The 22,757-nt window shown below is 72.7% G+C and carries 14 protein-coding genes and 2 pseudogenes; 8 read left to right on the top strand and 8 right to left on the bottom strand.

Annotated elements, in window-relative coordinates:
- Positions 1 to 30 precede the first annotated feature (30 nt).
- Both C6361_RS27585 and C6361_RS27580 read left to right on the top strand, forming a co-directional pair.
- Complete coding sequence (locus C6361_RS27585; RefSeq protein ID WP_234359041.1) at positions 31 to 2,106, top strand: beta-galactosidase; 2,076 nt, start codon at positions 31 to 33, stop codon at positions 2,104 to 2,106.
- Positions 2,107 to 2,138: 32 nt separating this feature from the next.
- Positions 2,139 to 2,612 (top strand): hypothetical protein, encoded by a 474-nt coding sequence (locus tag C6361_RS27580; protein WP_234359040.1) that lies wholly within the window; start codon positions 2,139 to 2,141, stop codon positions 2,610 to 2,612.
- A 154-nt stretch (positions 2,613 to 2,766) separates the two neighbouring features.
- Here the strand turns inward: C6361_RS27580 and eis are convergent, their stop codons facing one another.
- Positions 2,767 to 3,966 (bottom strand): enhanced intracellular survival protein Eis, encoded by a 1,200-nt coding sequence (eis, locus tag C6361_RS27575; protein WP_234359039.1) that lies wholly within the window; start codon positions 3,964 to 3,966, stop codon positions 2,767 to 2,769.
- A 325-nt stretch (positions 3,967 to 4,291) separates the two neighbouring features.
- Here eis and C6361_RS27570 point away from each other — a divergent pair, with 325 nt between their 5' ends.
- Positions 4,292 to 6,577 (top strand): cellulose binding domain-containing protein, encoded by a 2,286-nt coding sequence (locus C6361_RS27570; protein WP_107271216.1) that lies wholly within the window; start codon positions 4,292 to 4,294, stop codon positions 6,575 to 6,577.
- A 265-nt stretch (positions 6,578 to 6,842) separates the two neighbouring features.
- Here the strand turns inward: C6361_RS27570 and C6361_RS27565 are convergent, their stop codons facing one another.
- Positions 6,843 to 7,838 carry an LLM class flavin-dependent oxidoreductase gene (locus tag C6361_RS27565; protein ID WP_234359038.1) on the bottom strand — a complete coding sequence of 332 codons (996 nt, stop codon included), beginning with the start codon at positions 7,836 to 7,838 and terminating at the stop codon, positions 6,843 to 6,845.
- 199 nt (positions 7,839 to 8,037) lie between these two features.
- Here C6361_RS27565 and C6361_RS27560 point away from each other — a divergent pair, with 199 nt between their 5' ends.
- Positions 8,038 to 9,237 (top strand): low temperature requirement protein A, encoded by a 1,200-nt coding sequence (locus tag C6361_RS27560; RefSeq protein ID WP_107261146.1) that lies wholly within the window; start codon positions 8,038 to 8,040, stop codon positions 9,235 to 9,237.
- A gap of 15 nt (positions 9,238 to 9,252) precedes the next feature.
- Here the strand turns inward: C6361_RS27560 and C6361_RS27555 are convergent, their stop codons facing one another.
- On the bottom strand, positions 9,253 to 9,834 hold the full coding sequence (locus C6361_RS27555) for a helix-turn-helix domain-containing protein (RefSeq protein ID WP_107269480.1): 582 nt from the start codon (positions 9,832 to 9,834) through the stop codon (positions 9,253 to 9,255).
- Positions 9,835 to 9,909: 75 nt separating this feature from the next.
- On the opposite strand from C6361_RS27555, the gene C6361_RS27550 reads away from it, so the two are divergent.
- Positions 9,910 to 11,496, top strand: coding sequence for a bifunctional NAD(P)/FAD-dependent oxidoreductase/class I SAM-dependent methyltransferase (locus C6361_RS27550; RefSeq protein ID WP_107269479.1), 1,587 nt, complete (start codon positions 9,910 to 9,912; stop codon positions 11,494 to 11,496).
- Positions 11,497 to 11,574: 78 nt separating this feature from the next.
- On the opposite strand, the gene C6361_RS27545 is transcribed toward C6361_RS27550, so the two are convergent.
- The 4 genes from C6361_RS27545 to C6361_RS27530 are packed head-to-tail and all read right to left on the bottom strand — an operon-like array spanning position 11,575 to position 15,536.
- Positions 11,575 to 12,660 carry an ABC transporter ATP-binding protein gene (locus C6361_RS27545; protein WP_107269478.1) on the bottom strand — a complete coding sequence of 362 codons (1,086 nt, stop codon included), beginning with the start codon at positions 12,658 to 12,660 and terminating at the stop codon, positions 11,575 to 11,577.
- Positions 12,657 to 13,481 (bottom strand): ABC transporter permease, encoded by an 825-nt coding sequence (locus C6361_RS27540; protein ID WP_234359037.1) that lies wholly within the window; start codon positions 13,479 to 13,481, stop codon positions 12,657 to 12,659. The genes C6361_RS27545 and C6361_RS27540 overlap by 4 nt, the downstream gene beginning before the upstream one ends.
- Positions 13,469 to 14,398 carry an ABC transporter permease subunit gene (locus C6361_RS27535; RefSeq protein ID WP_107269476.1) on the bottom strand — a complete coding sequence of 310 codons (930 nt, stop codon included), beginning with the start codon at positions 14,396 to 14,398 and terminating at the stop codon, positions 13,469 to 13,471. Before C6361_RS27535 ends, C6361_RS27540 begins: the two co-directional genes overlap by 13 nt.
- Positions 14,399 to 14,405: 7 nt before the next feature.
- Complete coding sequence (locus C6361_RS27530) at positions 14,406 to 15,536, bottom strand: ABC transporter substrate-binding protein (RefSeq protein ID WP_234359036.1); 1,131 nt, start codon at positions 15,534 to 15,536, stop codon at positions 14,406 to 14,408.
- Between the two features lie 834 nt (positions 15,537 to 16,370).
- On the opposite strand from C6361_RS27530, the gene C6361_RS27525 reads away from it, so the two are divergent.
- From C6361_RS27525 to C6361_RS38375, 3 genes and pseudogenes are all read left to right on the top strand, one after another.
- Positions 16,371 to 17,156: a transcriptional regulator gene (locus C6361_RS27525; RefSeq protein ID WP_234359035.1), complete on the top strand. Its 786-nt coding sequence runs from the start codon at positions 16,371 to 16,373 to the stop codon at positions 17,154 to 17,156.
- 148 nt (positions 17,157 to 17,304) lie between these two features.
- Positions 17,305 to 20,601 (top strand): annotated as a pseudogene (locus C6361_RS27520) (amino acid adenylation domain-containing protein); the annotation flags it as partial.
- A 70-nt stretch (positions 20,602 to 20,671) separates the two neighbouring features.
- Positions 20,672 to 20,896 (top strand): annotated as a pseudogene (locus tag C6361_RS38375) (integrase core domain-containing protein); the annotation flags it as partial.
- 698 nt (positions 20,897 to 21,594) lie between these two features.
- Here C6361_RS38375 and C6361_RS27515 read toward each other — a convergent pair.
- On the bottom strand, positions 21,595 to 22,737 hold the full coding sequence (locus C6361_RS27515) for an IS701 family transposase (RefSeq protein ID WP_107269474.1): 1,143 nt from the start codon (positions 22,735 to 22,737) through the stop codon (positions 21,595 to 21,597).
- Positions 22,738 to 22,757: the final 20 nt, after the last annotated feature.

Raw genomic sequence — 22,757 nt, 5'->3', positions numbered from 1 at the left:
TTGCGGGTGTGCCGGGAGAGGCGGGGCGGGGTGCGCTGGCCGAAGGGTCTGACCGGGCTCTGCTACGGCGGTGACTACAACCCGGAGCAGTGGCCGGCGGAGGTCTGGGCCACCGACGTCGAGCTGATGCGGCGGGCCCGGGTCAACCTGGTCACCGTCGGGGTCTTCGCCTGGTCCCGACTCGAACCACAGCCCGGCCGGTACGACTTCGACTGGCTCGACCGGGTGCTCGACCTGCTGCACGACGGCGGCATCCGGGTGGCGCTGGCCACCCCGACCGCCTCCCCGCCGCCGTGGTTCTCGCTCCGGCACCCGGACGCGCTGCCGGTCACCGCCGACGGGGTACGGCTCAGCCACGGCAGCCGGGACACCTACTGCGCCAGCGCCCCGGCGTACCGGGCGGCGGCCCGGGAGATCGCCGCCGCGCTCGCCGACCGCTACCGGGACCATCCGGCGCTGGCGCTCTGGCACGTGCACAACGAGTACGGCACCACCTGCCACTGCGAGCACGTCGCCGTCGCGTTCCGGGCCTGGCTGCGGGCCCGCTACGGTGACCTCGACCGACTGAACGAGGCGTGGACCGGCAGCTTCTGGAGCCAGCACTACTCGGGCTGGGAACAGATCCGGCCGCCCCGGGCCACGCAATACCTGGGCAACCCGAGCCAGCTGCTGGACTTCCGCCGGTTCGTCTCCGACGAGCTGCTGGCGGCGTACGTCGAGCAGCGGGACCTGCTCCGGGCCGCCACCCCGGACGTACCGGTGACCACCAACTACGTCCTCGGCGGCTGGGTACCGGTGGACCATGCCCGGTGGTCCGCCGAGGTGGACCTGGTGGCGATCGACCACTATCCGGCCGAGGTCGGGCCGGGCGCCGAGGAGCAGACCGCGTTCGCCGCCGACCTGGCCCGGTCCTGGGCCCGGCACGGGCAGCGGACCGGCCGGGCCGGTCGGAGCGCCGCCGGCCCGCCGGAGGGCCGGAACCCGCCCGGCGGTCCGGCCTGGCTGCTGATGGAGAGCGCGCCGAACCTGATCCTCACCCCCGGCCGGATGCACGCCAAGGAGCCGGGGCGGATGACCCGGCACAGCCTGGCGCACGTCGCCCGGGGGTCCCGGGGGGCGATGTTCTTCCAGTGGCGGGCCTCCCGGGGCGGCGCGGAGGTCTTCCACTCCGCACTCGTCCCGCACGCCGGCCCGGACAGCCGGGCGTTCCGCGAGGCGGTCTCGCTCGGCGCGCTGCTCGACCGGATCTCCGAAGTGGACGCCGGAACGGTACGGGCGCCGGTGGCGATCGCCTGGGACGCCGCCAGCTGGTGGGCGTTGCAGGCCACCATGCTCCCCTCGGCGCAGCTCGACTACGCCGCCGAGGTGGCGGCGGCGCACCGGGCGCTGTTCCGGGCCGGCGTTCCGAGCGACTTCGTCACCGACGGCGACGACCTCTTCGGGTACGCCCTGCTGGTGCTTCCGGCGCTCTACCTGGTCTCCGACCGGTACGCCTCGCGGATCCGCGACTACGTGGCGGCCGGCGGTCACCTGCTGGTCAGCTACTTCAGCGGGATCGCCGACGAACACGCCCGGGTCCGGGTCGGCGGCTATCCGGGAGCGCTGCGCGACCTGCTCGGGATCCGGGTGGAGGAGTTCCATCCGCTCGACCCGGCCACCCGGCTGCCGCTCTCGGACGGCGGCACCGGCCGGCTCTGGGCCGAGACGGTACGCCTGACCGGTGCGACGCCGTCGGTCAGCTACCTCGGCGGAGCACTCGACGGCCAGCCGGCGCTGACCCGGCACGGGTACGGCGACGGGGTGGCCTGGTATCTCTCCACCCGGCTCGACGACGACCCGTACCGCGACCTGCTGGCCCGGGTGGCGGCGGCGGCCGGTGCGGAACCGACCTGCCCGGTCGCGCCGGCCGGGGTGGAGGCGGTCCGCCGCTGCGCCGCCGGGACGAGCTGGCTGTTCCTGCTCAACCACACCGACGCGGCGCAGACCGTCGAGGTGTCCGGATTGGACCTGCTCAGCGGCGAGTACGTCGACCCGGTGCGGCTGCCGGCCGGCGGCTGCGCGGTGCTCCGGGAAACCGCTGTCGAGCATGCCGTTGGGCAGGGCTGACCGCGGATCGCCGGCTGTGCCAGGATGCTCCGGTGTCCTACCCGCCGACTCCGCCGCCCGGCATGACGCTGGCCGCCAGCCCGTACCCGGTGCCGCTGCCGCCGGGGTGGGGTGCGCTGGTTATCTCGGCCAACCGGGGCCCCTATCTGGTCTCCGCGCCGAGCAGCTACAGGTTGAAGATCGACGGGCGCGACGTCCCCGGCATGGCCGAGGGCACCTTCCACATCCCGGTACCGGCCGGTGAGCACGACGTCCGGTTCACCGACCTGCTGGGAGTCCCGGCGATGACCACGAGGGTGGTGGTGCAGCCGGGCACCGGGCACCGGTTGTCGTTCCGGTTCGGAGGGTGGCGCAACCGGGTCTACGACGGCGCGGGCACGGACGTGACGAAGTTCGGCATGTGGTCGAACTACACCCTCCTGCTGATCACTTCCGCGGTGATCGGCGTCGTCTGCTGCGGTGGACTGGGCCTGCTCGCGATGCTGGACAGCTCGGGCCCGAGCTGACCGCCCCACCGCTCGTCTCCCGGCTGTGCCACCATGCGGCGGTGTGGTAGCCGATGGTTCCCACGCCCGGCTCCTGGTGCAGGCCGGTGAGGACGCGAGCCGGCCCCGGCCGGTCCGGGCGCGAGCTGACTTCCGGATCAGAGATAGTCGACCGTCAGAAATAGTCGAGCAGTTCCGCCCGGGGACCGGCGCCGAGCAGGTCGAGCGCGCCCGGGTCGGTGCCGGCGGGGCAGTGCAGCAGGCCGGCCTCGGCGACCGCGTACCCGTCGGCGGCGCCGGTGTAGAGCAGCGCGAAACCGCGTACCGAGAGCCGGGCCGCCGGTTCGTCGGTGATCCGGTGCAGTTCGGCATCGCCGCCGTCCACCTCCAGCCGCCAGGCGCCGGTGTTCCACGGTGCGATCTCGTCGGTCACCGCGAAGTCGACCCGACCTCGGACGTGTGCCGGCCAGCCCCGACCGCGTACCGCCCGGACCACGTCGACCGGTCGGTGCATCCAGATCCGCTGTTCGTGCTCCCGGGCCTGTTCCAGCGGCAGCTCTGCGGCGATCGCGTCGGAGCCGAGCGGCCAGAGCCGGACGGTCGGGGTGACGCTCTGCCAGCTGGCCAATACCCCGACCAGCTCCCGGGCCGCCTCCGGGGTGGTGGCCAGCACCTCCTCGACGGTCAGTACGGCCTGCCGGTCGTAACCCCGACCGCGCTGCCAGCTCGCGTACCCGACCAGCCGGCCGTCCTGCTCGACCAGGGTGAGCCCGTCCACCCCGTCCGGCAGCGCCGTCGGGGCCCCGTCCCGGTGAAAGGCGCCGCCCCGGCGGGTGAGCAGGCCGCAGCGGTGCCGGGCGATCCGCTCGTAGAGGTCGGTGGCGGCGTCGAGATCGGCGGGACCGCCGGGCCGGACCGTCAGCCCGGCCGCCGGCCGGTGCCGGGGCAGCGCCACGGTCGGCAGGTCGACGGCGCGCAGCGCGCCGGTCACCTCCCAGCCGGCCCGCCGGTACGGCCCGGTCACCGTGGGATAGAGGGCGCTGATCGCGGCGCCCCGCTCCCGGGCGCCCCGGAGCAGCTCGCGGAGCAGCGCCAGTGCCACGCCCCGGCCGCGCGCCTCGGGCAGTACCGCGACTCCGGCGACGTCGGCGGCCGGCACCCGGCGGCCGGCCCACCACTGCTCGTGGTGCAGGTCGACGGCCTTGCCGACGAACCGGCCGTCCGGGTCGAAGGCGCCGTAGCCGGTGCGGCCGGGCGGGGGATCCCGGGGTGGCGGCGCGGTGGGCGGGCCGCCGCCGAAGGCCAGCCGGCCCAGTTCACCCGCTGCGGCCAGGTCGTCGGCTTCGAGCCGCCGGATCACGGTGGTGGGGTGCACCGGCCGAGCCTAGCCAGCCGGTCGGTGGCGTCTGCACCGAGTGGGGTCCGACCCCGGGGGCGGCGTCGGGAACCGGGCCGCGCCGGTCGACTGAAACCTTTAAACCCAGCGCCGTCGATGTTGTGTCGCGGAAAGCGGTTGCCCTAGCATTCAAGTGCGCAGGAAGCCGTACCCCCGTTGTCGGGTTGCCGTTGAACTGTTCCATTTCGGCCACCCTCCCGCGGTCCGCGTCCGGCCGACCCCGGGCAGGGTCGGTACGGCACCGCCAGTCCTGACGGGCTGTCGACATCCGGTACCGCGCTCCCCGCCCCCAACGGAGTTGATCATGCGTACCTCAGCACGTCGCCATACCCTGCTCGCCGCGACCACCGCGGCAGTACTCGCCGCGACCGGCACCTTCACGGTGATGGCCTCGGCCGCCGCCGCCGGTTGCCGGGTCGACTACCAGGTGACCAACGAATGGCAGGGCGGCTTCGGCGCCAGCGTCAGCCTCACCAACCTCGGCGACCCGGTCACCGGTTGGAGCCTGACCTGGACGTACGGCGCCGGCCAGCAGGTCGTGCAGGCCTGGAACGCCACGGTCAGCCAGAGCGGCAGCCAGGTGACCGCCGGCAACGTCAGCTACAACGGCGCGCTCGGCACCAACGCCAGCGTCACCTTCGGCTTCAACGGCTCGTGGACCTCCGGCAACCCGGTACCGACGAGCTTCGCGATGAACGGCACCACCTGCACCGGCGGGGTGGCGCCGACCGCGACCACGCCGGGCGGACCGCCGACCGGCACCCCTCCGGCCACCACCGCGCCACCCACCCCACCACCGACCACGCCGCCGCCGACCACCCCGCCGCCGACCACTCCGCCGGCCGGGGCGAAGCAGGTGGAGAACCTCGACCGGGGCCTGGTCAGCGTCCGCTCCGGCAGCGCCAACCTGGTCTCCTGGCGACTGCTCGGCACCGAGACCTCCGGAGTGTCGTTCAACCTCTACCGGGGCTCGACCCGGGTCAACCCGACCCCGATCACCGGCGCCACCAACTACCTCGACTCCGGCGCCGCCGCCGGCTCGGCGTACACGGTGCGGGCGGTGGTGAACGGGACCGAGCAGGCGGCGTCCGCGCCGGCCCTCCAGTTCGGCAACGGCTATCTCGACGTACGGCTCCAGGTGCCGCCCGGCGGCACGACGCCCTCCGGGGAGGCGTACAGCTACGCGGCGAACGACGCCTCCGTCGGTGACCTCGACGGCGACGGCCGGTACGAGATCGTCCTCAAGTGGGATCCGTCGAACGCCAAGGACAACTCGCAGTCCGGCTACACCGGCAACGTCTACGTCGACGCGTACACCCTGACCGGCACCCGGCTGTGGCGGATCGACCTGGGTCGCAACATCCGGGCCGGCGCGCACTACACCCAGTTCCAGGTCTACGACTACGACGGCGACGGCCGGGCCGAGGTGGCGATGAAGACCGCCGACGGCAGCCGCTCCGGCACCGGTCAGGTGATCGGCTCCGCCTCGGCCGACCACCGCAACTCCAGCGGCTACGTGCTGGCCGGGCCGGAGTTCCTGACCATGTTCGACGGGCAGACCGGCGCGGTCCGCTCCACGGTCAACTACGAGCCGGCCCGGGGCACGGTCTCGTCCTGGGGCGACAACTACGGCAACCGGGTGGACCGGTTCCTCGCCGGCACGGCGTACCTGGACGGGCAGCGGCCCTCGCTGATCATGGCGCGCGGCTACTACACCCGGAGCGTCGTCGTCGCCTGGGACTTCCGGAACGGCTCGCTGACCCGGCGCTGGACCTTCGACTCCAACTCCGCCGGCTCGCAGTACGCCGGACAGGGCAACCACTCGCTGACCGTCGGCGACGTGGACGCCGACGGCCGGGACGAGATCCTGTACGGGGCGATGGCGATCGACGACAACGGCTCCGCGCTCTGGAACACCGGGCACGGGCACGGCGACGCGGCCCACCTCGGCGATCTCGACCCGAGCCGGGCCGGCCTGGAGTACTTCAAGGTCAGTGAGGACTCGTCCAAGCCGTCGTCCTGGTTCGCCAACGCGCGTACCGGGCAGATCTACTGGTCGACGGCGGCGGCCGGGGACAACGGCCGGGGCGTGGCCGGGGACGTGCACGCCGGCAGCCCCGGGGCGGAGTCGTGGTCGTCGGCGGTCGACGGGCTGCGCAGCCCGAGCGGGTCGAACGTCGGCCGCAAGCCGTCGTCGGCGAACTTCCTGATCTGGTGGGACGGCGACCCGGTCCGGGAACTGCTCGACCAGACCCGGATCGACAAGTACGGCACCGGCTCCGACACCCGGCTGCTCACCGGCAGCGGGGTGGCGTCGAACAACGGCACCAAGGCCACTCCGGCGCTCTCGGCGGACATCCTCGGCGACTGGCGCGAGGAGGTGATCTGGCGGACCAGTGACAACAGCGCACTGCGGATCTACAGCACGCCGACCCAGACCAGCACCCGGATCCACACCCTGATGCACGACCCGATGTACCGGGTGGCGATCGCCTGGCAGAACACCGCCTACAACCAGCCGCCGCACCCGAGCTTCTTCATCGGCAACGGCATGTCCAGCCCGCCCGCCCCGTCGATCTATCTCCGCTAGGGGCCCGCGGAACCTTCGGTGGGTCCGGAAACGCGAAGCCGCACCGGCCCGTGGGGTCGCTCATCTCCCCACGTGCCGGTGCGGCACACACCGCGACATCACGCGACCCGTCCCGATCGCGCTTGTCGAACCACCACCGGTAAGAACATTAGGCGGTCTGCGGTGCGCGGCGATGACGGCACGGTGAAGAGTGTGTTTCACGACATCCGGAGGGCGTGACGCCGGTCACGGCCACCGCCGCGACCGGCGCTGCCGGTGGAGAACATCAGCCCTGGCGGTGGAGCCCACCGGCGACCTTCTCGGCGATCAGCTCGTACGAGCGGACCCGGTCGGCGATGTCGTAGACCATGGTGGTGAGCATCAGCTCGTCGGCCTCGGTCCGGGCCAGCAGCTCGGCGAGCTGCCCGCGTACCGTCTCCGGCGAGCCGAGTGCCTGCCCCGCCCGCCGTTCGAGCACGAACTGCCGCTCCGCCTCGGTGTACGGGTACGCCGCCGCCTCCTCCGGGCTGGCCAGCGGGGCCGGCCGGCCGGTACGCAGCCGCAGGAAGGAGAGCGAGGCGGGCCCGGAGAGCCAGGCCGCCCGCTCGTCGTCCTCGGCGCAGACCGCGTTGACCGCCACCATCGCGTACGGCCGGTCCAGCCAGCGCGACGGCCGGAAACTCTGCCGGTAGAGGGCCAGCGCCGGCAGGGTGTTCGCGGCGCTGAAGTGGTGCGCGAAGGAGAACGGCAGGCCGAGCAGCCCGGCGAGCCGGGCGCTGAACCCGCTGGAGCCGAGCAGCCAGATCGCCGGCCGGTCGCCCAGGCCCGGGGTGGCGGTGATCGGACCGGGCCGTTCCCCGGTGAAGTAGTTCACCAGGTCGTCCAGTTCCTCCGGGAAGTTCTCGGCCGAGAGCCCGGCCATGGTGCGGCGCAGGGCCAGCGCGGTCGGCTGGTCCGTGCCGGGGGCCCGGCCGATGCCCAGGTCGATCCGGCCCGGGTGCAGCGCCTCCAGCGTGCCGAACTGCTCGGCCACCACCAGCGGCGCGTGGTTGGGCAGCATCACTCCGCCGGACCCGACCCGGATGGTCGAGGTGGCCGCCGCCACGTGGGCGATCAACACCGCCGGGGCGGAGCTGGCGATCGCCGGCATGTTGTGGTGTTCGGCCACCCAGAACCGGTGGTAGCCGAGCTCCTCGGTGCGCCGGGCGAGTTCGGTGGTGTGCCGCAGGGCCGCGCCGACGGTGGTGCCGGCGGCGACCGGTGCGAGGTCAAGGACAGACAACGGTACGTCGATCACACGTGCGGCAACCCGCCACGGCCCCGATTTCTTCCGGGCGGCGGCCCCGACCGGCGATTTTCCCGATCTTCCGGGCGGGTTTGTCCGGCACCGCTCCGGTAGCCGGCGCCGGCGTGGTATTCCTCGCTCAGGGACGTGGAGCATTCGGTAGCAGCGGCGCGCAGCGGGGGAAATCGGGCGGCGGATGGTACTCGGTGGCGGGGCGGAACTGCTGCGAAGAGAGGAAAGCTCGCCACGGGCGACCTTCCTGGAACTCTTCCTGGACCTGGTCTACGTCTTCGCGCTGACCCGGGTGTCGCAGCGGCTGGTGCACGACCTCACCGCACTCGACCAGGCGGTCTTCGTCGAGGCGCTCCGCGCACTGGTACTGCTGCTGACCCTCTGGCTGCTCTGGTCGATGACCACCCTGATGACCAGCCGCTTCGATCCGGAGCGGCCGCTGGTACAGGCCGTCGTGGTGGTCACCATGTTCGGTTCGATGGTGATGGCGGTCGCCGTGCCCCGGGCGTTCGGCGAGCACGGGCTGATGTTCGCGCTGGCCTACGTCGGGCTCCAGTTCGGCCGGCCGTTCGTGCTGGGACTCACGCTGCGCGGCGACCCCCGGCAGCGGATCTCCGTACGGCTGGTCTTCTGGACACTCTGCACCGCCCCGCTCTGGATCGGCGGAGCCTTCGTCGTCGGCGACCTCCGGCTGCTGCTCTGGGGCGTGGCGCTGATCGCCGACTACCTGGGGCACCGGCTGCGCTGGCCCACCCCGAGACTGGGCTCGTCGGCGAGTCAGGAGTGGGTCTTCGCGGGCGAACACATCGCCGAGCGGTACCAGCAGTTCTTCCTGATCGCCCTCGGCGAGTCGATCCTGGTCACCGGCTTCGCCTTCAGCGGCGGCGAGTTCACCACCGCCCAGTCGGCCGCGTTCCTGATCGCCTTCAGCACCACCGTGCTGCTCTGGCGGATCTACTTCTTCCAGGCCGGGTTCCAACTGGCCGAGGGGTTCGCCACCGCCCGGGACCCGACCCGGTTCGCCTGGTCGGCCACCTACACCCACCTGGTGATCGTGGCCGGCGTGGTCACCTCCGCGGTCGGGTACGAACTCGTGGTGGCCCGCCCGCTCGGGCACACCGACGGCGCCTGGGTCGGGGTCATCGTCGGCGGCCCGGCGCTCTTCCTGGCCGGCCGGGCCCGGTTCGGGTACGAGATCTTCGGCACGCTGCTCCCGTCCCGGCTGGTCGGCATCGCCGTGCTGGTGGCGGTGGCCCCCGGGATGCTCTTCGTGCCGCCGCTGGCCGTCGCCGGCACGGTGAGCACCATCCTGCTCGGCATCACCCTGCACGACCTGCTCCGGACTCGGGGCCGGCGGCCGAGATCACCCGCCTCGCCGCTCTGAGCGCGGCGGTCGAGATCATTTCGTGCTCGGGCGGGCCCGTACGTGCAGCCGTTCGCCCTGCGGTCCGAAGAGCGAGAGGACCTCGGTGACCCCCGGGCCGGGGTTGGAGACGCGGTGCGGGATCCGGGTGTCGAACTCGGCGACCTCGCCGGGGGTGAGGATCAGGTCGTGCTCGCCGAGCCGCAGCCGCAGCCGCCCGGAGAGCACGTAGAGCCACTCGTAGCCCTCGTGGGTCTGCTGTTCCCCGTCGCCGCTCGGGGTGTTCGGCGGGAGGATCTGCTTGAACGCCTGTAGACCGCCCGGCCGGCGGGTCAGCGGGAGGAACGTGACGCCGTGCCGGACGATCGGGCGCGGGTGCACCCGCGGGTCGGCCGTGGCGGGCGCGTCGACCAGCTCGTCGAGGGAGACCTGGAAGGCCCGGGCGAGCGGCAGCAACAGCTCCAGCGTCGGCTTGCGGCCGCCGGACTCCAGCCGGGACAGGGTACTCACCGAGATGCCGGTCACCTCGGCGAGCTGGGTCAGCGTGGTGCCCCGCTGGTTGCGCAGCGCGCGCAGCCGGGGGCCGACCGACGCCAGTGCGAACTCCTCGTTTGCCATACCGGCAAGGATAGTTGCCGTTCGACCGCCCGCACCGCACCGTGGAGGCGTACCACGGACGAAGGGGAGCGCGGCATGGACAGGACATATGACGTAGTGGTGGTGGGCGGTGGCGCCGCCGGGCTGGCCGGAGCCGTCGCGCTGGCCCGGGCGCGGCGCTCGGTGCTGGTGGTGGACGCCGGAGCACCCCGGAACGCACCGGCCGACGGGGTGCACAACTACCTCGGCCGGGAGGGGAGCCCACCGGCGGAACTGGTCGCGGACGGGCGTGCCGAGCTGGCCCGGTACGGCGGCGAGACCCTCGGCGGTCGGGTCGAGGCGGCCACCCGGGACGGCGACGGGTTCCGGCTGACCCTGGACGGCGGAGCCGAACTGCGGGCCCGGCGGCTGCTGGTGACGACCGGGCTGGTCGACGAGCTGCCCGAGGTGCCGGGGCTGGCCCAGCGGTGGGGCCGCGACGTGCTGCACTGCCCGTACTGCCACGGCTGGGAGGTGCGCGACCGCCGGATCGGCGTACTCGTGGCCGGGCCGACGGCGCTGGCGCTGCACCAGGTGAACCTGTGGCGGCAGTTGAGCCCGCACGTGCTGCTGCTGACCCAGGACGCCCCGGCCCTGGAGCCGGCCGACGCCGAACTGCTGGCCGCGCGCACCATCCCGGTGGTACCCGGCCGGGTCACCGGCCTGGAGATCGCCGACGACACCCTCACCGGGGTACGCCTGGCCTCCGGCGAGGTCGTCGCGCTGGACGCCCTCGTGGTGGCGCCCCGGTTCACCGCCCGGGCCGGCGTGCTGGAGTCGCTCGGGATCAAGCCGGTCGACGTGGAGCTGGGCGGTCACGTCGTCGGCAGCCAGATCCCGGCCGACCCGGGCGGACTGGCCGCCCCCGGGGTCTGGGTGGCCGGCAACGTGGCGGACGTACGCGCCCAGGTGATCTCGGCCGCCGCCTCCGGCCTGCTCGCCGGTGCGGGCATCAACGCCGACCTGGTCGCCGAGGAGACCCGGGAGGCCGTCGAGTCCTACCGGCACCAGGTGCGCACCATGTTCGAGCAGGAGGGCTGGGAGGAGCGTTACCGGGCCCGCCCGGCGATCTGGAGCGGGCGCCCCAACCCGCAACTCGTGGCCGAGGCGGCCGGGCTGGCACCGGGCCGGGCCCTCGACGTCGGCAGTGGAGAGGGCGCCGACGCCATCTGGCTGGCCGAGCGGGGCTGGCAGGTGACCGGGGTCGACATCTCGACCACGGCACTCGGCCGGGCCGCCGAGCACGCCGAGGCGGCCGGTGCCGAGGTCGCCGCCCGGATCGAGTGGCACCACGCCGACCTGCGCGAGCAGCCGCCCGCCGAGGGCCGGTACGACCTGGTGACGGCGCAGTACATGCACCTGCCCGGCGAGACGCGGCGGGAACTCTTCGCCCGGCTGGCCGCCTCGGTGGCGCCCGGCGGCACCCTGCTGATCGTCGGGCACCACCCGTCCGACCTGCACACCTCGGCGCACCGGATGCACTTCCCGGACATGATGTTCACCGCCGAGGAGGTGGCCGCCGCGCTCGACCCGACCGACTGGACGGTACTGGTAGCCGAGTCCCGGCCCAGGTCGGTGCTGGACCAGGAGGGGCGTGAGATCAACATCGCCGACGCGGTGGTGGTGGCACGCCGCCAGCGGTAGCGGCGGCACCGGCGGCGGGAGACCGGCCTGGGGAGTCCTCGCGGGTGCGTCGGCCCGGGACGACTCCCCGGCGGCCGGTCAGCCGGCCAGCGCGACCGGGGCGCCGCGCAGGCGTACCCGGACCGGAGTGCCCGGGGCCAGCTCGGCCAGCCGGTCGCTGCCGACCTGCGCGACCAGCGGCGTGCCGTCCGGCAGCGTGACGGTGACCCGGCTGATCGGGCCGAGGAAGCTGGCCGCGAGCACCCGGGCGTCGCCGTCCGGAAGCAGCTCGACCGCCTCCGGGCGGACCAGGGCGGTGACCGGGGTGTCCGGGCCGGCCGGTGCGGCGGCCGGTTCGACCAGCGGCAGCTCCTGGCCGAGCACCCGGACGGTCCCGCCCGGCCCGGCGTACCCGGAGATCCGGTTGCTCAGCCCGACGAAGTCGGCGACGAACGCACTCGCCGGGCGCAGGTAGATCTCCGCCGGGCTCGCCAACTGCTCCAGCCGGCCGGCGCGCATCACGCCGACCCGGTCGGCGACGGCGAGCGCCTCCTCCTGGTCGTGCGTGACGAAGAGCGTGGTGGTGCCGACCTCCAGTTGGATCCGCCGGATCTCGTCGCGCAACTGCACCCGCACCTTGGCGTCCAGCGCGGAGAGCGGCTCGTCGAGCAGGAGCACCCGAGGTTCGATCGCCAGTGCCCGGGCCAGCGCCACCCGCTGCTGCTGGCCGCCGGAGAGCTGGTGCGGATAGCGGCGGCTCTGCGAGCCGATGCCGACCAGTTCCAGCATCTCGTCGGCGCGCCGCCGCCGCTGCCCGCCGGGCCGGCCGCGCAGCCGCAGCCCGAACTCGACGTTCTCCCGGGCGGTCAGGTGCGGGAAGAGGCTGTACGCCTGGAACACCATCCCCATGCCGCGCCGGTTGACCGGCCGGTCGGTGACGTCCTCGCCGTCGACCAGTACCCGGCCGGAGTCGGCCTCCTCCAGGCCGGCGAGTACCCGCAGCGCGGTCGTCTTGCCGCAGCCGGAGGGGCCGAGCAGCGCGACCAGTTCGCCGGGTGCGAGTTCCAGGTCGAGCCCGGCCAGCGCGGGCGTGTCACCGAAGCTGCGGCGCAACGCCTCCAGGCGTACCGGGACGCCCCGGCGGGCGGGGCCGGTGGCCGGGGCGGCGACGGGGGAGGCGGTCACGAGATTCCCTTTCCGGGTGTGCGGCGCCGGCCCTCGCCGACGAGGGAGAGCAGCAGCAACAGCACGAAGGCGAGCAGCAGCGCCGCCAGCGAGACCGCCACCGACATCGTCGCGCTGCTCTTGCCGAGCAGGTTGACCGCGACCTGGAGGTTGGTCCGGTTGAGCAGGGAGGCGACGGTGAACTCGCCGAGTACCAGGGCCACGGTGAGGAAGGCGGCGGAGAGCAGCGCCGAGCGGATGTTCGGCAGCACCACCCGCCAGATCACCGTCGGCCAGCCGGCGCCGAGACTCCGGGCCGCCTCGGCGAGGGTACGGACGTCGATCGCCGACAGCCCCGCGTCGATCGACCGGTACGCGTACGGCAGCACCAGCACCGTGTAGGCCAGGCTGAGCGTCAGCGGTGAACCGCCGAGCAGGTACGTCACCCAGGCGTAGACCGGGGCGAGCCCGACCACCAGCACGATCGCCGGAATGGTGAGCGGGAGCAGACAGAGGAACTCGACCAGCCGGCGCAGCCGGGGCAGCCGCAGCCGGACCCAGATCACGGTCGGCACCAGCAGCACCAGGGTGAGCGCCACGGTGAGCAGGACCAGCCCGGCCGAGGCCCGGATCCCGGTGGAGAGGTCGGGATGGGTCTGCCGCAGTTGCGGCCAGTCGACCAGCAGGCGCCAGGTCGCCAGGGTGAACCCGCCGCCCGCGCCCCGGGTGGTGAACTCGAACATCGCGACCAGCGGCAGCAGGAAGAAGATCCCGAGCACCGTCAACACGACTCGGCGGAACAGTCGCTGCCGACGCGCCCGGCGCCGGATCACCCCAGCCACTTCGCGCTCCGCTTCTGCACGACGGCGTAGAGCCACATCACCAGGGCGACCACCACGATCATGCCGAGCGCCATCGCCTTGCCGAGGTTCTGCTGCCCGAGCACCACCTCGCTGGTCAGCGCGCCCCGGATCTGCAACGGCACGATCGGGCTGCCCTGGCTGACCAGCGCCGCCGCGGTGGCGTACGCCGAGAAGGCGTTGGCGAAGAGCAGCAGCGTGGCGCCGAGGAACGGCGGGGCGAGCAGCGGCACACCGACCAGCCGCCAGTACTGCCACGTCGACCCGCCGAGGCTCGCCGCCGCCTCCCGCCACTGCGGACGGATCCCGTCCAGCGCCGGCAGGAAGACGATCACCATCAGCGGGATCTGGAAGTAGGCGTAGACCAGCGCCAGGCCGGGCAGTTCGAAGAGCCAGACGCCGGAGGCGTAGATGTCGACGCCGACCGTGTCCCGCAGGAACTCGGTGACGAACCCGCTCAGCCCGATCGTGGCGACGAAGGCGAAGGCCAGGGTCACCCCGCCGAACTGGGCGAGCACCCCGGCGGCGGCGGTCACCGCCCGGCGGAGCAGGCCGTCCGGCCGGGCGGTCACCAGGGCGTACCCGAGCAGGGCGCCGAAGACCGCCCCGAGCAGCGCGGTGACCGCGGAGAGCAGGATGCTGCGCCCGAAGGCCGCCAGGACGTACGAATCGGCGAGCCGGGCGAGGTTCTCCAGCGTGAAGCCGCCGTCGTCGCCGGTCACCGCCCCGACCGCCACCACCAGGGTGGGGACGGCGAGGAAGATCCCGACGTACCCGAGGAACGGGACGACGCCGAGCAGCGCGCCGCCGCCCGCAAGTCTGACCCGGCGCCGGGCCGGGTGGGGCCGGACCCCGGGCGCGGGCGCCACAGGGTCCGGCGTGGAGGTCACGGCCGCCATCGTCGGGTCAGCCGACTGCCTTGGCCCAGTTGGCCGTGAGGATCTCCTTCGCCCTGGCGGTCTGCGCCTCGGTGAGGAAGACCGGCTCGCCGGTGGTGGCCGGCAGCGCCGCGTAGGCGGCCTGGTCGATCGTGCCGGCCTTCGCCATCGCCTCGGCCCGGACCGGCCGCGCCCCGCCCTTGAGCCAGAGGTTCTGGCCCTCGTCGGAGTAGAGGAACTCCTGCCAGAGCCGGGCCGCCGCCGGGTGCGGCGCGTCGGAGTTGATCGCCTGGACGTAGTACGAGCCGACCACCGCGCCCTGCGGGACCACCGTCTTCCAGTCCGCCTTGTCGGTGAGCTTGGCGCCCTGCGCGACGTTCAGGTAGTCCCAGTCGATCACCACCGGCGTCTGTCCGGACTCGATGGTGGCCGGGGTCGGGTCGACCGGCAGGAAGTTGCCGGCCTCCTTGAGCTGGCGGAAGAAGTCGACGCCCCGGCCGATGTCGTCGGCCGAGCCGCCGTTGCCGAGCGCCGCCATCACCACGCCGCTGAACGCCGCGCCGGCCTGGGTCGGGTCGCCGTTGAGCGCCACCTTCCCCCGGTACTCAGGCTTCAGCAGGTCGGTCAGGCTCTGCGGGGCCGGTACCTTGGCGGCGTCGAAGCCGATCGACATGTAGCCGCCGTAGTCGTTGACCCAGGCACCATCGGCCGCCTTGAGCGCGGCGGGGATCTCGTCGAACTTCTGCACCCTGTACGGGGCGAACATCGGCACGTTGGCCCGGGCCACCGCGTCACCGAGGTCGAAGACGTCCGGGGCGCCGCTCTGTCCCCTGAGCTGGTTCGCCGCGTTGATCTCGTCCTGGCTGGCGGCGTCCGGCTGCGCCGAGTTGACCTTGATGCCGTACTTCTCGCCGAAGGTCTTGACGATCTCGCCGTAGTTGGCCCAGTCCGGCGGCAGCGCGATGACGTTGAGCTGCCCCTCCTTCTTGGCCTCCTCGACGAGCCTGTCGAACCCGCCCAACTCGGCGGCGCTGGTGGCGGTGGCCGCGCCGCCCTCCGTCTGCGCGCCGGCCTTCTCCGGCGGCGAGCAGGCGGCCATGCTTACCAGCCCGGCCGACGCCGCGAGTACCGCGACCGTACGGGCAACCGCGTAACGCACTTTTTCTCCTTAGCGACACCGTCGGCGTCGTACCGGTCGATCGGGACCCGCTGCGGGTCCTCCCCGGCCGCGCCCGGCGGCAATCATGCCCGGCGCAGCTGCCCTGACCAGCGGAAAAGACGACGCTCGGGTGAACGCTCGGAGATGTTCCGGCGAAGGGTCGCCCCGAATGCCGTACTCGGGCGGAGAGCGGGCCCGGGCGGCCGGCGGTGTGCAAGTGCGGATGGGTCCGGTTGAACGCCGGCCCGTTCACGTCGTACCGCCGGTGGCGGCGTGAGCAGGGCCGGCAGGCGGGCTGACCGGCCCGGACGCAGGCCCGGACGAACCGCCATCGATGGGGATACTCCGCTACGCATTGATCCATTGCATTCTCTTCGTGCTGGGGGGTAGAGTCGATCACGGCGCAGTTGGAGACGGTTACAACAGCGATTGCACGGGGGCCTGCCGTCACGTAAACATCATTTCCTCTGAGCGGCGTGGGTCGTGTCGACGACCCCGTAGCGGCGAGTTTCTCGTGCCGTCCAACTGGCTCTTGAATTGTGTGGTCGATGATTCATGTCGATCTGCTTCGGGGCCGGTTTGATCGAACGGAGGAAATGAGTGGCTGCCGACTTCGCAATTGACGAGCTATCATCCACCGAGGTCGAGCGCCCGGAGGTTGTCGAGGATTCCCGAAGCGCCCCCGTCGTCAAGGTGGCCGTCGCCGCGCTTCGGGTGGCCGACTCTCCGCGACTCAATGGAGTCGACTCCGACCACGTACGCGCACTCACCGAAGTGGAATCGGGACTCCCCGCTATTTTTGTGCACCGCCAGACGATGCGTGTGATCGACGGTATGCACCGATTGACGGCGGCTCGGCTGATGGGTCGGGACAGAATAGACGTACAGTTCTTCGACGGGGACGAGGCGGACGCGTTCCGGCTGGCGGTGAAGGCGAACGTCACCCATGGGCTGCCGCTGACCCTGGCCGAGCGCCAGGCCGCGGCGGCCCGCATCATCCACTCCCATCCGGAACTCTCCGACCGGGCCATCGCCTCGACCGCCGGCCTCGCCGCCAAGACCGTCGCGGCCATCCGGCTCAGGTCGGCCGTACAACCGTCGCCGGTGCGGATCGGCCGGGACGGCCGGGCCAGGCCGCTCAACGCCGCCGAGGGGCGGCGGCTGGCCAGCCAGGTGATCGCCGCCCGGCCCGGCCTGTCGCTGCGGGAGATCGCCAGGGCCGCCGGCATCTCGGTCGGGACGGCCCGGGACGTACGCGAGCGGATCCGTGCCGGTCAGGACCCGGTGCCGCCGCGTCAGCGCAACGCGTGCGACGCGGGGAGCGGCCGGGCAGTCCGGGCGGAACCCCGCGCCACCGGCCCGGTCGCGCTCGACCCGGTGGACACCCGCGCCCTCCTGGAGGGACTGCGGCGCGACCCCTCGCTCCGCTACACCGAGTCCGGCCGGCACCTGCTCCGCTGGCTGAGCACCCGCACCGTCGCCCCGGCGGAGTGGCGGCAGGCCGTGGACGCCGTCTCGCCGCACTGCGCCATCCTCATCGAGCGGATCGCCCGGGAGTGTGCCCGGGTGTGGATCGAACTCGCCGACGAACTCGACCAGCGCAGCGCGGACCGTGCGTGACCGTAGGTGCTGATCCGGCGCGGCGGGCCGAGCGGGCCGCCGCGCCGAACCCACCGACCCGGGCGGTACGGCTGCCTGGCGTCCATCCGGGGACCGGCCGCGACCGTCGGCTCCGCCCAGAGCCCGCCTTGCCGGCCCCGTCGAAAGGATGGTGCCCCCAGTGACCCTGCACGCCGATCCGCCGTTGCGTCCGGACGATCCGCCGACGGCCGACTCCCCGGCCGGGGCGACCGGCGGCGCCACCGTCGCCCGGCCACCGGTGCCGCCCGTCGACCCGGTCGTCGGGGAACTCGTCGACGCCCTTGCCGACCCCGGCGCCACCGTCTCGGCCGGTGGCGCCGACACGTCGTACCGGGAACTGGCCGGGTTCTCGGCCCGGCTGGCGACGGTGCTCGACCGGTACGGCATCGGTCCGGACGACCTGGTCGGGATCTGCCTGGACCGGTCCGCGCAGATGCTCGGGGCGCTGCTCGGGGTGTGGCGGGCCGGCGGCGCCTTCGTGCCGCTCGATCCGCACTTCCCGGCCGAGCGGCTGCGGATGATGGTGGCCGACTCCGGCACCCGGGTGGTCCTCACCCAGACGTCGCTGCTGCCGCTCGTCGCCGGGCTGGCCGGGCCGGACGTGGCGGTGGTCTGCGTCGACTCCGACGAGGTGGCGCTCGCCCCGGCACAGCCGCGACCGGTGCGGGTGTACGGCGAGAACCTCGCCTACGTCATCTTCACCTCCGGCTCCACCGGCCGGCCCAAGGGGGTGCAGGTGCCGCACACGCCGGTGGCCAACCTGCTGCGCTCGTTCCGGGACGAGTTGCGGCTCTCCCGGGACGACACCCTGGTCGCGGTCACCACGCTGTCGTTCGACATCGCGGTGCTGGAGCTGCTGCTGCCGCTCCTCTCCGGCGCCCGGCTGGTCATCGCCGAGCGGGACGAGGCCGCCGACCCCCGGTCGCTGCGCCGACTCCTCGAAGCGGCCGGTGCGACCGCGATGCAGGCGACGCCGGCCACCTGGCGCATGCTGGTCGACAGCGGCGCGATCCCGGCCGGCCTGCGGTTGCGGCTCTGCGGCGGTGAGGCGCTGCCGCGCGACCTGGCCGACCGGCTGCGCGCACCCGGTGCGGTGCTGTGGAACCTGTACGGGCCGACCGAGACCACCGTCTGGTCCGCCGCCGGTCCGGTGCGGCCGGCGTCCGGGCCGGTGCCGATCGGACCGCCGATCGCCAACACCGTGATCCACCTGCTGGACGAGCTGCTGCGCCCGGTGCCGGACGGCGCCGTCGGCGAGATCTACCTCGGCGGGCTCGGGGTGGCCCGGGGCTACCACGACCGTCCCGGGCTGACCGCCACCCGCTTCCTGCCGGACCCGTACGCCGGCACGCCCGGTGCCCGGATGTACCGCACCGGAGACCTGGCCCGGCGGGGCGGCGACGGCGGGCTGGACTTCCTGGGGCGCAGCGACAACCAGGTGAAGATCCGGGGTTTCCGGGTCGAGACCGGCGAGGTGGAGGCGGCGCTCACCCGCCATCCGGCGGTACGGCAGGCGGTGGTGGTGCCGGACGGGCCGACCGGTGAGGCCCGGTTGACGGCGTACGTCGTCCCGGCCGGCGACCCCGGAGCCGACCCGTGGCCGGCGATCCGTGCCGAGCTACGGCGCTCGCTGCCCGAGTACATGGTGCCGGCCGCCCTGGTGACGGTGGCCGAGTTCCCGTTGACCCCGAACGGCAAGATCGACCGGGCCGCGCTGTCGGCGGCCCGACCCACGGCCGAGCTCTCCGACGCGGAGGCGGCCGGGCTCTCCGACCCGGAGGCGGCGGGGTCGGCGAGGCCGCTGACGGAGACGGAACGGCTGCTCGCGGAGATCTGGTCCGACGTCCTCGGGGTACCGGCCGTCGCCGCCGACGACAACTTCGTCGACCTGGGCGGGCACTCGTTGCTGGCCATGCAGGTGCTCTGGCGGATCCAGGACGCCCGAGGGGTGGAACTCGCGCTGCGCAGCGTCTTCGACGCCGCGACGCTGGCCGAGCTGGCGGCCACGGTGGACCGGGCGGCGGGCACCACGGCGGATGCCGGGACCGGCCCGGACGAGTCCCGGCCGCTGCCGGTGCCCCGGGACCGCGAACTGCCGCCGTCGTACGCCCAGCGGCGGCTCTGGTTCCTGCACCGGCTCGTCCCGAGCAGTCCGGCGTACAACGTCTCGCTGGAGCTGTGGCTGGAGGGCGAGCTGGACCGGACCGCGCTCGGCCTGGCGCTGACCGACCTGGTACGCCGGCACGAGGTCCTGCGCACCAGGTACGCCGCCGCGGACGGCAGCCCGGCAGTGCTCGTCGACCCGCCCTGTCCGGTCGAGCCGCACGTCGATGAACCCCTCGACGCCGAACCCCCCGACGCCGAATCCCTCGACGGGACGGAGCCGGGGCGGCTGGCCCGGGTCCGCGCACTCGCGGCGGAGCAGGCCGGCACGCCGTTCGACCTCGGCGCGGACCGGCTGCTGCGGGTGCGGCTGATCAGCCTGGACAGCCGCCGGCACCTGCTGCTGCTGACCATGCACCACATCGTCACCGACGGCTGGTCGCTGCGGGTGCTCACCCGTGACCTGGCCGTCCTCTACTCGTCCTACGTCGACGGGACCCCGGCGGCGCTGCCGCCGCTGCCGATCCAGTACGCCGACTACGCCGTGTGGCAGCAGGCGCACCTGTCGGGCGGGGCGCTCGGCCGGCACCTCGACTACTGGCGGGACCGGCTGGCCGGGGCGGCACACGTGTTGGAGCTGCCCACCGACCGTCCACGGCCGCCGATGCCCACGTACCAGGGCGGGGTGGTGCCGGTGGTGGTCCCGCCGGAGATCACCGCCGGGCTGCGCGAGCTGGCCGCCCGGCACTCCGCGACGCTCTTCATGACCCTGCTGGCGGCCTTCCAGGTCCTGCTGTTCCGCTACACCGGGCAGACCGACGTCCTGGTGGGCTCGCCGGTGGCCGGCCGGGGCCGGTCCGAGACCGAGGGGCTGGTCGGCCCCTTCGTCAACACGCTGGTGCTGCGGTCGGACCTCTCCGGCGACCCGAGCTTCGTCGAGCTGCTGCGCCGGGTCCGGGCCGGGACGCTGGAGGCGTACGAGCACCAGGACCTGCCGTTCGAGATGCTGGTGGAGCAGCTCGGGGTAGCCCGGGACCTGAGCCGCAACCCGCTCGTCCAGACGCTCTTCTGGCTGCTGCCCGAGCAACTCGGCGACGCCCCGACGCAGTGGTCCGGGTTGGCCGTCCGGGGTGCCGGCCCGGACGGCCGGCCGGCGCTCGCGGCCGGTGCCGGAGCCGGCACGGTGCACTGCGACCTGGAACTGCTGCTCCGCGAGGAGGGTCGGCAACTGGTCGGCTCGCTGCGCTACAGCACCGATTTGTTTGATGTGGGGTCGGTGGAGCGGTTGGTGGGTTCTTTTGTGGTGTTGTTGGGTTCGGTTGTTGGTGGTTCGGGGTTGGGGTTGTCGGAGTTGGGGTTGTTGTCGTCGGTGGAGCGTCGGCGCACAACCCCGCTTCACCCGCCGCTACCGACCACAAACCAACGGCAAAGCCGAACGCTTCAACCGCACCCTCCTCGACGAATGGGCCTACCAACAGCCCTACACCAGCAACCAACACCGCGCCGACGCCCTACCCACCTGGATCCACACCTACAACCACCATCGCGGACACACCGCACTCGGAGGCCAACCACCCATCAGCCGCGTCAACAACGCTGCTGGTCCCTACACCTAGCGGCGGCGGCCGAGGGTAGGGAGTCCGCCGCTCAGGGTGCGAAGGGACACTCCGCGATCGCGGGCGCGATCTCGGCGGTCGACCTCCTCAGACAGTGCCACCTCTGCCTGTCTCGGCATCCTGGGTTTACGGTCCGGAAAGTAGCGCTCTACCTGCGCGAGCTGCTTGCGACGGTCGAGGCTGCTCCTAGCCGCCTGCCGTCGCTCCATGGCAATGCGCCTGCATTCGGTGCACTCGGTCATCCCGCGAGGCAAGTTGCCCTTGTGGGGGGCGGCCGTGCGTATGTCGACGCCGCATAGGGCGGTCACTCCCGACGGCTCTCTCACGTCAGGTCGATGCGCCATTGCGAAGTGACACCCGGCTTCCGGCGGCAGATTCAGTATCGCCCAGCCACGTCGTAACCTAGCCATGGAGAGACTCTAGGGAGCCTGACGGTCACGTGCAGTAGGCCATCCGGCCACTCCCTGCAAGCCTGCATGGCCAGAATGCTTCGACAGAGTCATCCGGTGTGCGGCCCGTACTAGTACTGCAACGGCAGTGTCAGGGGTATCCGTGTCGTCGGTAGTGGCAGAGTCGGGCCTGGTACTGGCGTCGTCGGCGCCATCGGGACCAGGCCCAGACCTGTTCTGCTGGGCGGGGTCGTCGCACGGTGAGTGCGGTGAGTAGGCGTCGGATCTCCGGTACGGTGTAGCCGATCATCATGCAGTTGCTGGGGGCGGTTCCCCTTTTACGGCAAGGGATCGGGCCACGACCAGCCAGGCGTAGGCGGCCATGGCGAGGGTGATGTGGGCGTACCAGGCCCGCCAGTCCCGAACCTGGTACTCGTCCAGACCGGCCTCGTTCTTCGCCTGCTGGAAGCATTCCTCGTCCGCCCACCGGGCACCGGCGACCCGGGCGAGGTCGACCAGGCGTGTGCGGCGGGAGCCGTAGCAGACGTAGTAGGCGATCTCGCCGGTGGTGATGCTGCGTCGGGCGAGGAGCCAGTGCCCGCGGCCGGGTCTCCACCAAACGGGCACCCGGATCGGTACCCGCGCCCACCAGTACTCACGTGGTCCGTGAGCGTCCGCCCCGGCGGACAGCCGGCACCACGCCTGACCTGGTAGGGCGGCGATGAGCTGGTCGGCGCGGGCTCGTCCCATGCTGGTGGTGACCATGTCGTCGTTGCGGCGGGTCGCGACCACATGCGGTACGTCCCGCTCTTCCAGCCACACCCGCAGCGACTTCGACTGCCCGTACGCCTCGTCCATCGTCACCCAGCCGACCGGCACGCCTGCGTCCAGGGCACGGGCGAGCATGGTGCGGGCCATCTCCACCTTCGTCGCGAACCCTGTCGAGTCCGGGACGCCGGCGGCCCGGCACCGGTCCCGGTCGTCGGTCCACGATGCCGGCAAATACAGCTGCCGGTCGATCAACGCATGACCGCGTGCTGAGCGGTAGGCGAGGAACACGCCGACCTGGCAGTTCTCGACCCGGCCGGCGGTGCCGGAGTACTGCCGGGCCACCCCGGCCGAACGGATGCCCTTTTTCAGGAAGCCGGTGTCGTCGACGATCAGTACCCCGCCCGGGTCGCCGAGGTGCTCGACCACGTAGTCACGCACGTCGTCACGAACGGCGTCGACGTCCCAGTCCGCCCACCGCAACAGACGCTGCATCCCGTCCGGCGACACATCCCCAGCCTGCTCAGCCAAGGTCCAACCGTTCTTGCGGCCCAGGCCCGAGACCAGCCCGCACAGGTACTGCCGCGCCCGCCTGCGCGGCTGCACCCGACGGAACCGCACCCCGATCCGACCGTGCAACCGGTCCAGCTCGGCAGACCACCGCTCAACATCGACATCCGTCACGCGATACCCAACGAACGCGA

The organism is Plantactinospora sp. BC1, from assembly GCF_003030345.1.
Taxonomy (GTDB): Bacteria; Actinomycetota; Actinomycetes; order Mycobacteriales; family Micromonosporaceae; genus Plantactinospora.
The sequence above is the reverse complement of the archived record's forward strand: the minus strand, read 5'-3'. Positions and strand labels throughout refer to the sequence as shown.

Excerpts from the sequence above, each read along its gene's own strand:
- C6361_RS27535 (WP_107269476.1), bottom strand. The coding sequence starts at position 14,398 with ATGGCGGCCGTGACCTCCACGCCGGACCCTGTGGCGCCCGCGCCCGGG.
- C6361_RS27570 (WP_107271216.1), top strand. The coding sequence starts at position 4,292 with ATGCGTACCTCAGCACGTCGCCATACCCTGCTCGCCGCGACCACCGCG.
- C6361_RS27550 (WP_107269479.1), top strand. The coding sequence starts at position 9,910 with ATGGACAGGACATATGACGTAGTGGTGGTGGGCGGTGGCGCCGCCGGG.
- C6361_RS27560 (WP_107261146.1), top strand. The coding sequence starts at position 8,038 with ATGGTACTCGGTGGCGGGGCGGAACTGCTGCGAAGAGAGGAAAGCTCG.
- C6361_RS27525 (WP_234359035.1), top strand. The coding sequence starts at position 16,371 with ATGCACCGATTGACGGCGGCTCGGCTGATGGGTCGGGACAGAATAGAC.
- C6361_RS27555 (WP_107269480.1), bottom strand. The coding sequence starts at position 9,834 with ATGGCAAACGAGGAGTTCGCACTGGCGTCGGTCGGCCCCCGGCTGCGC.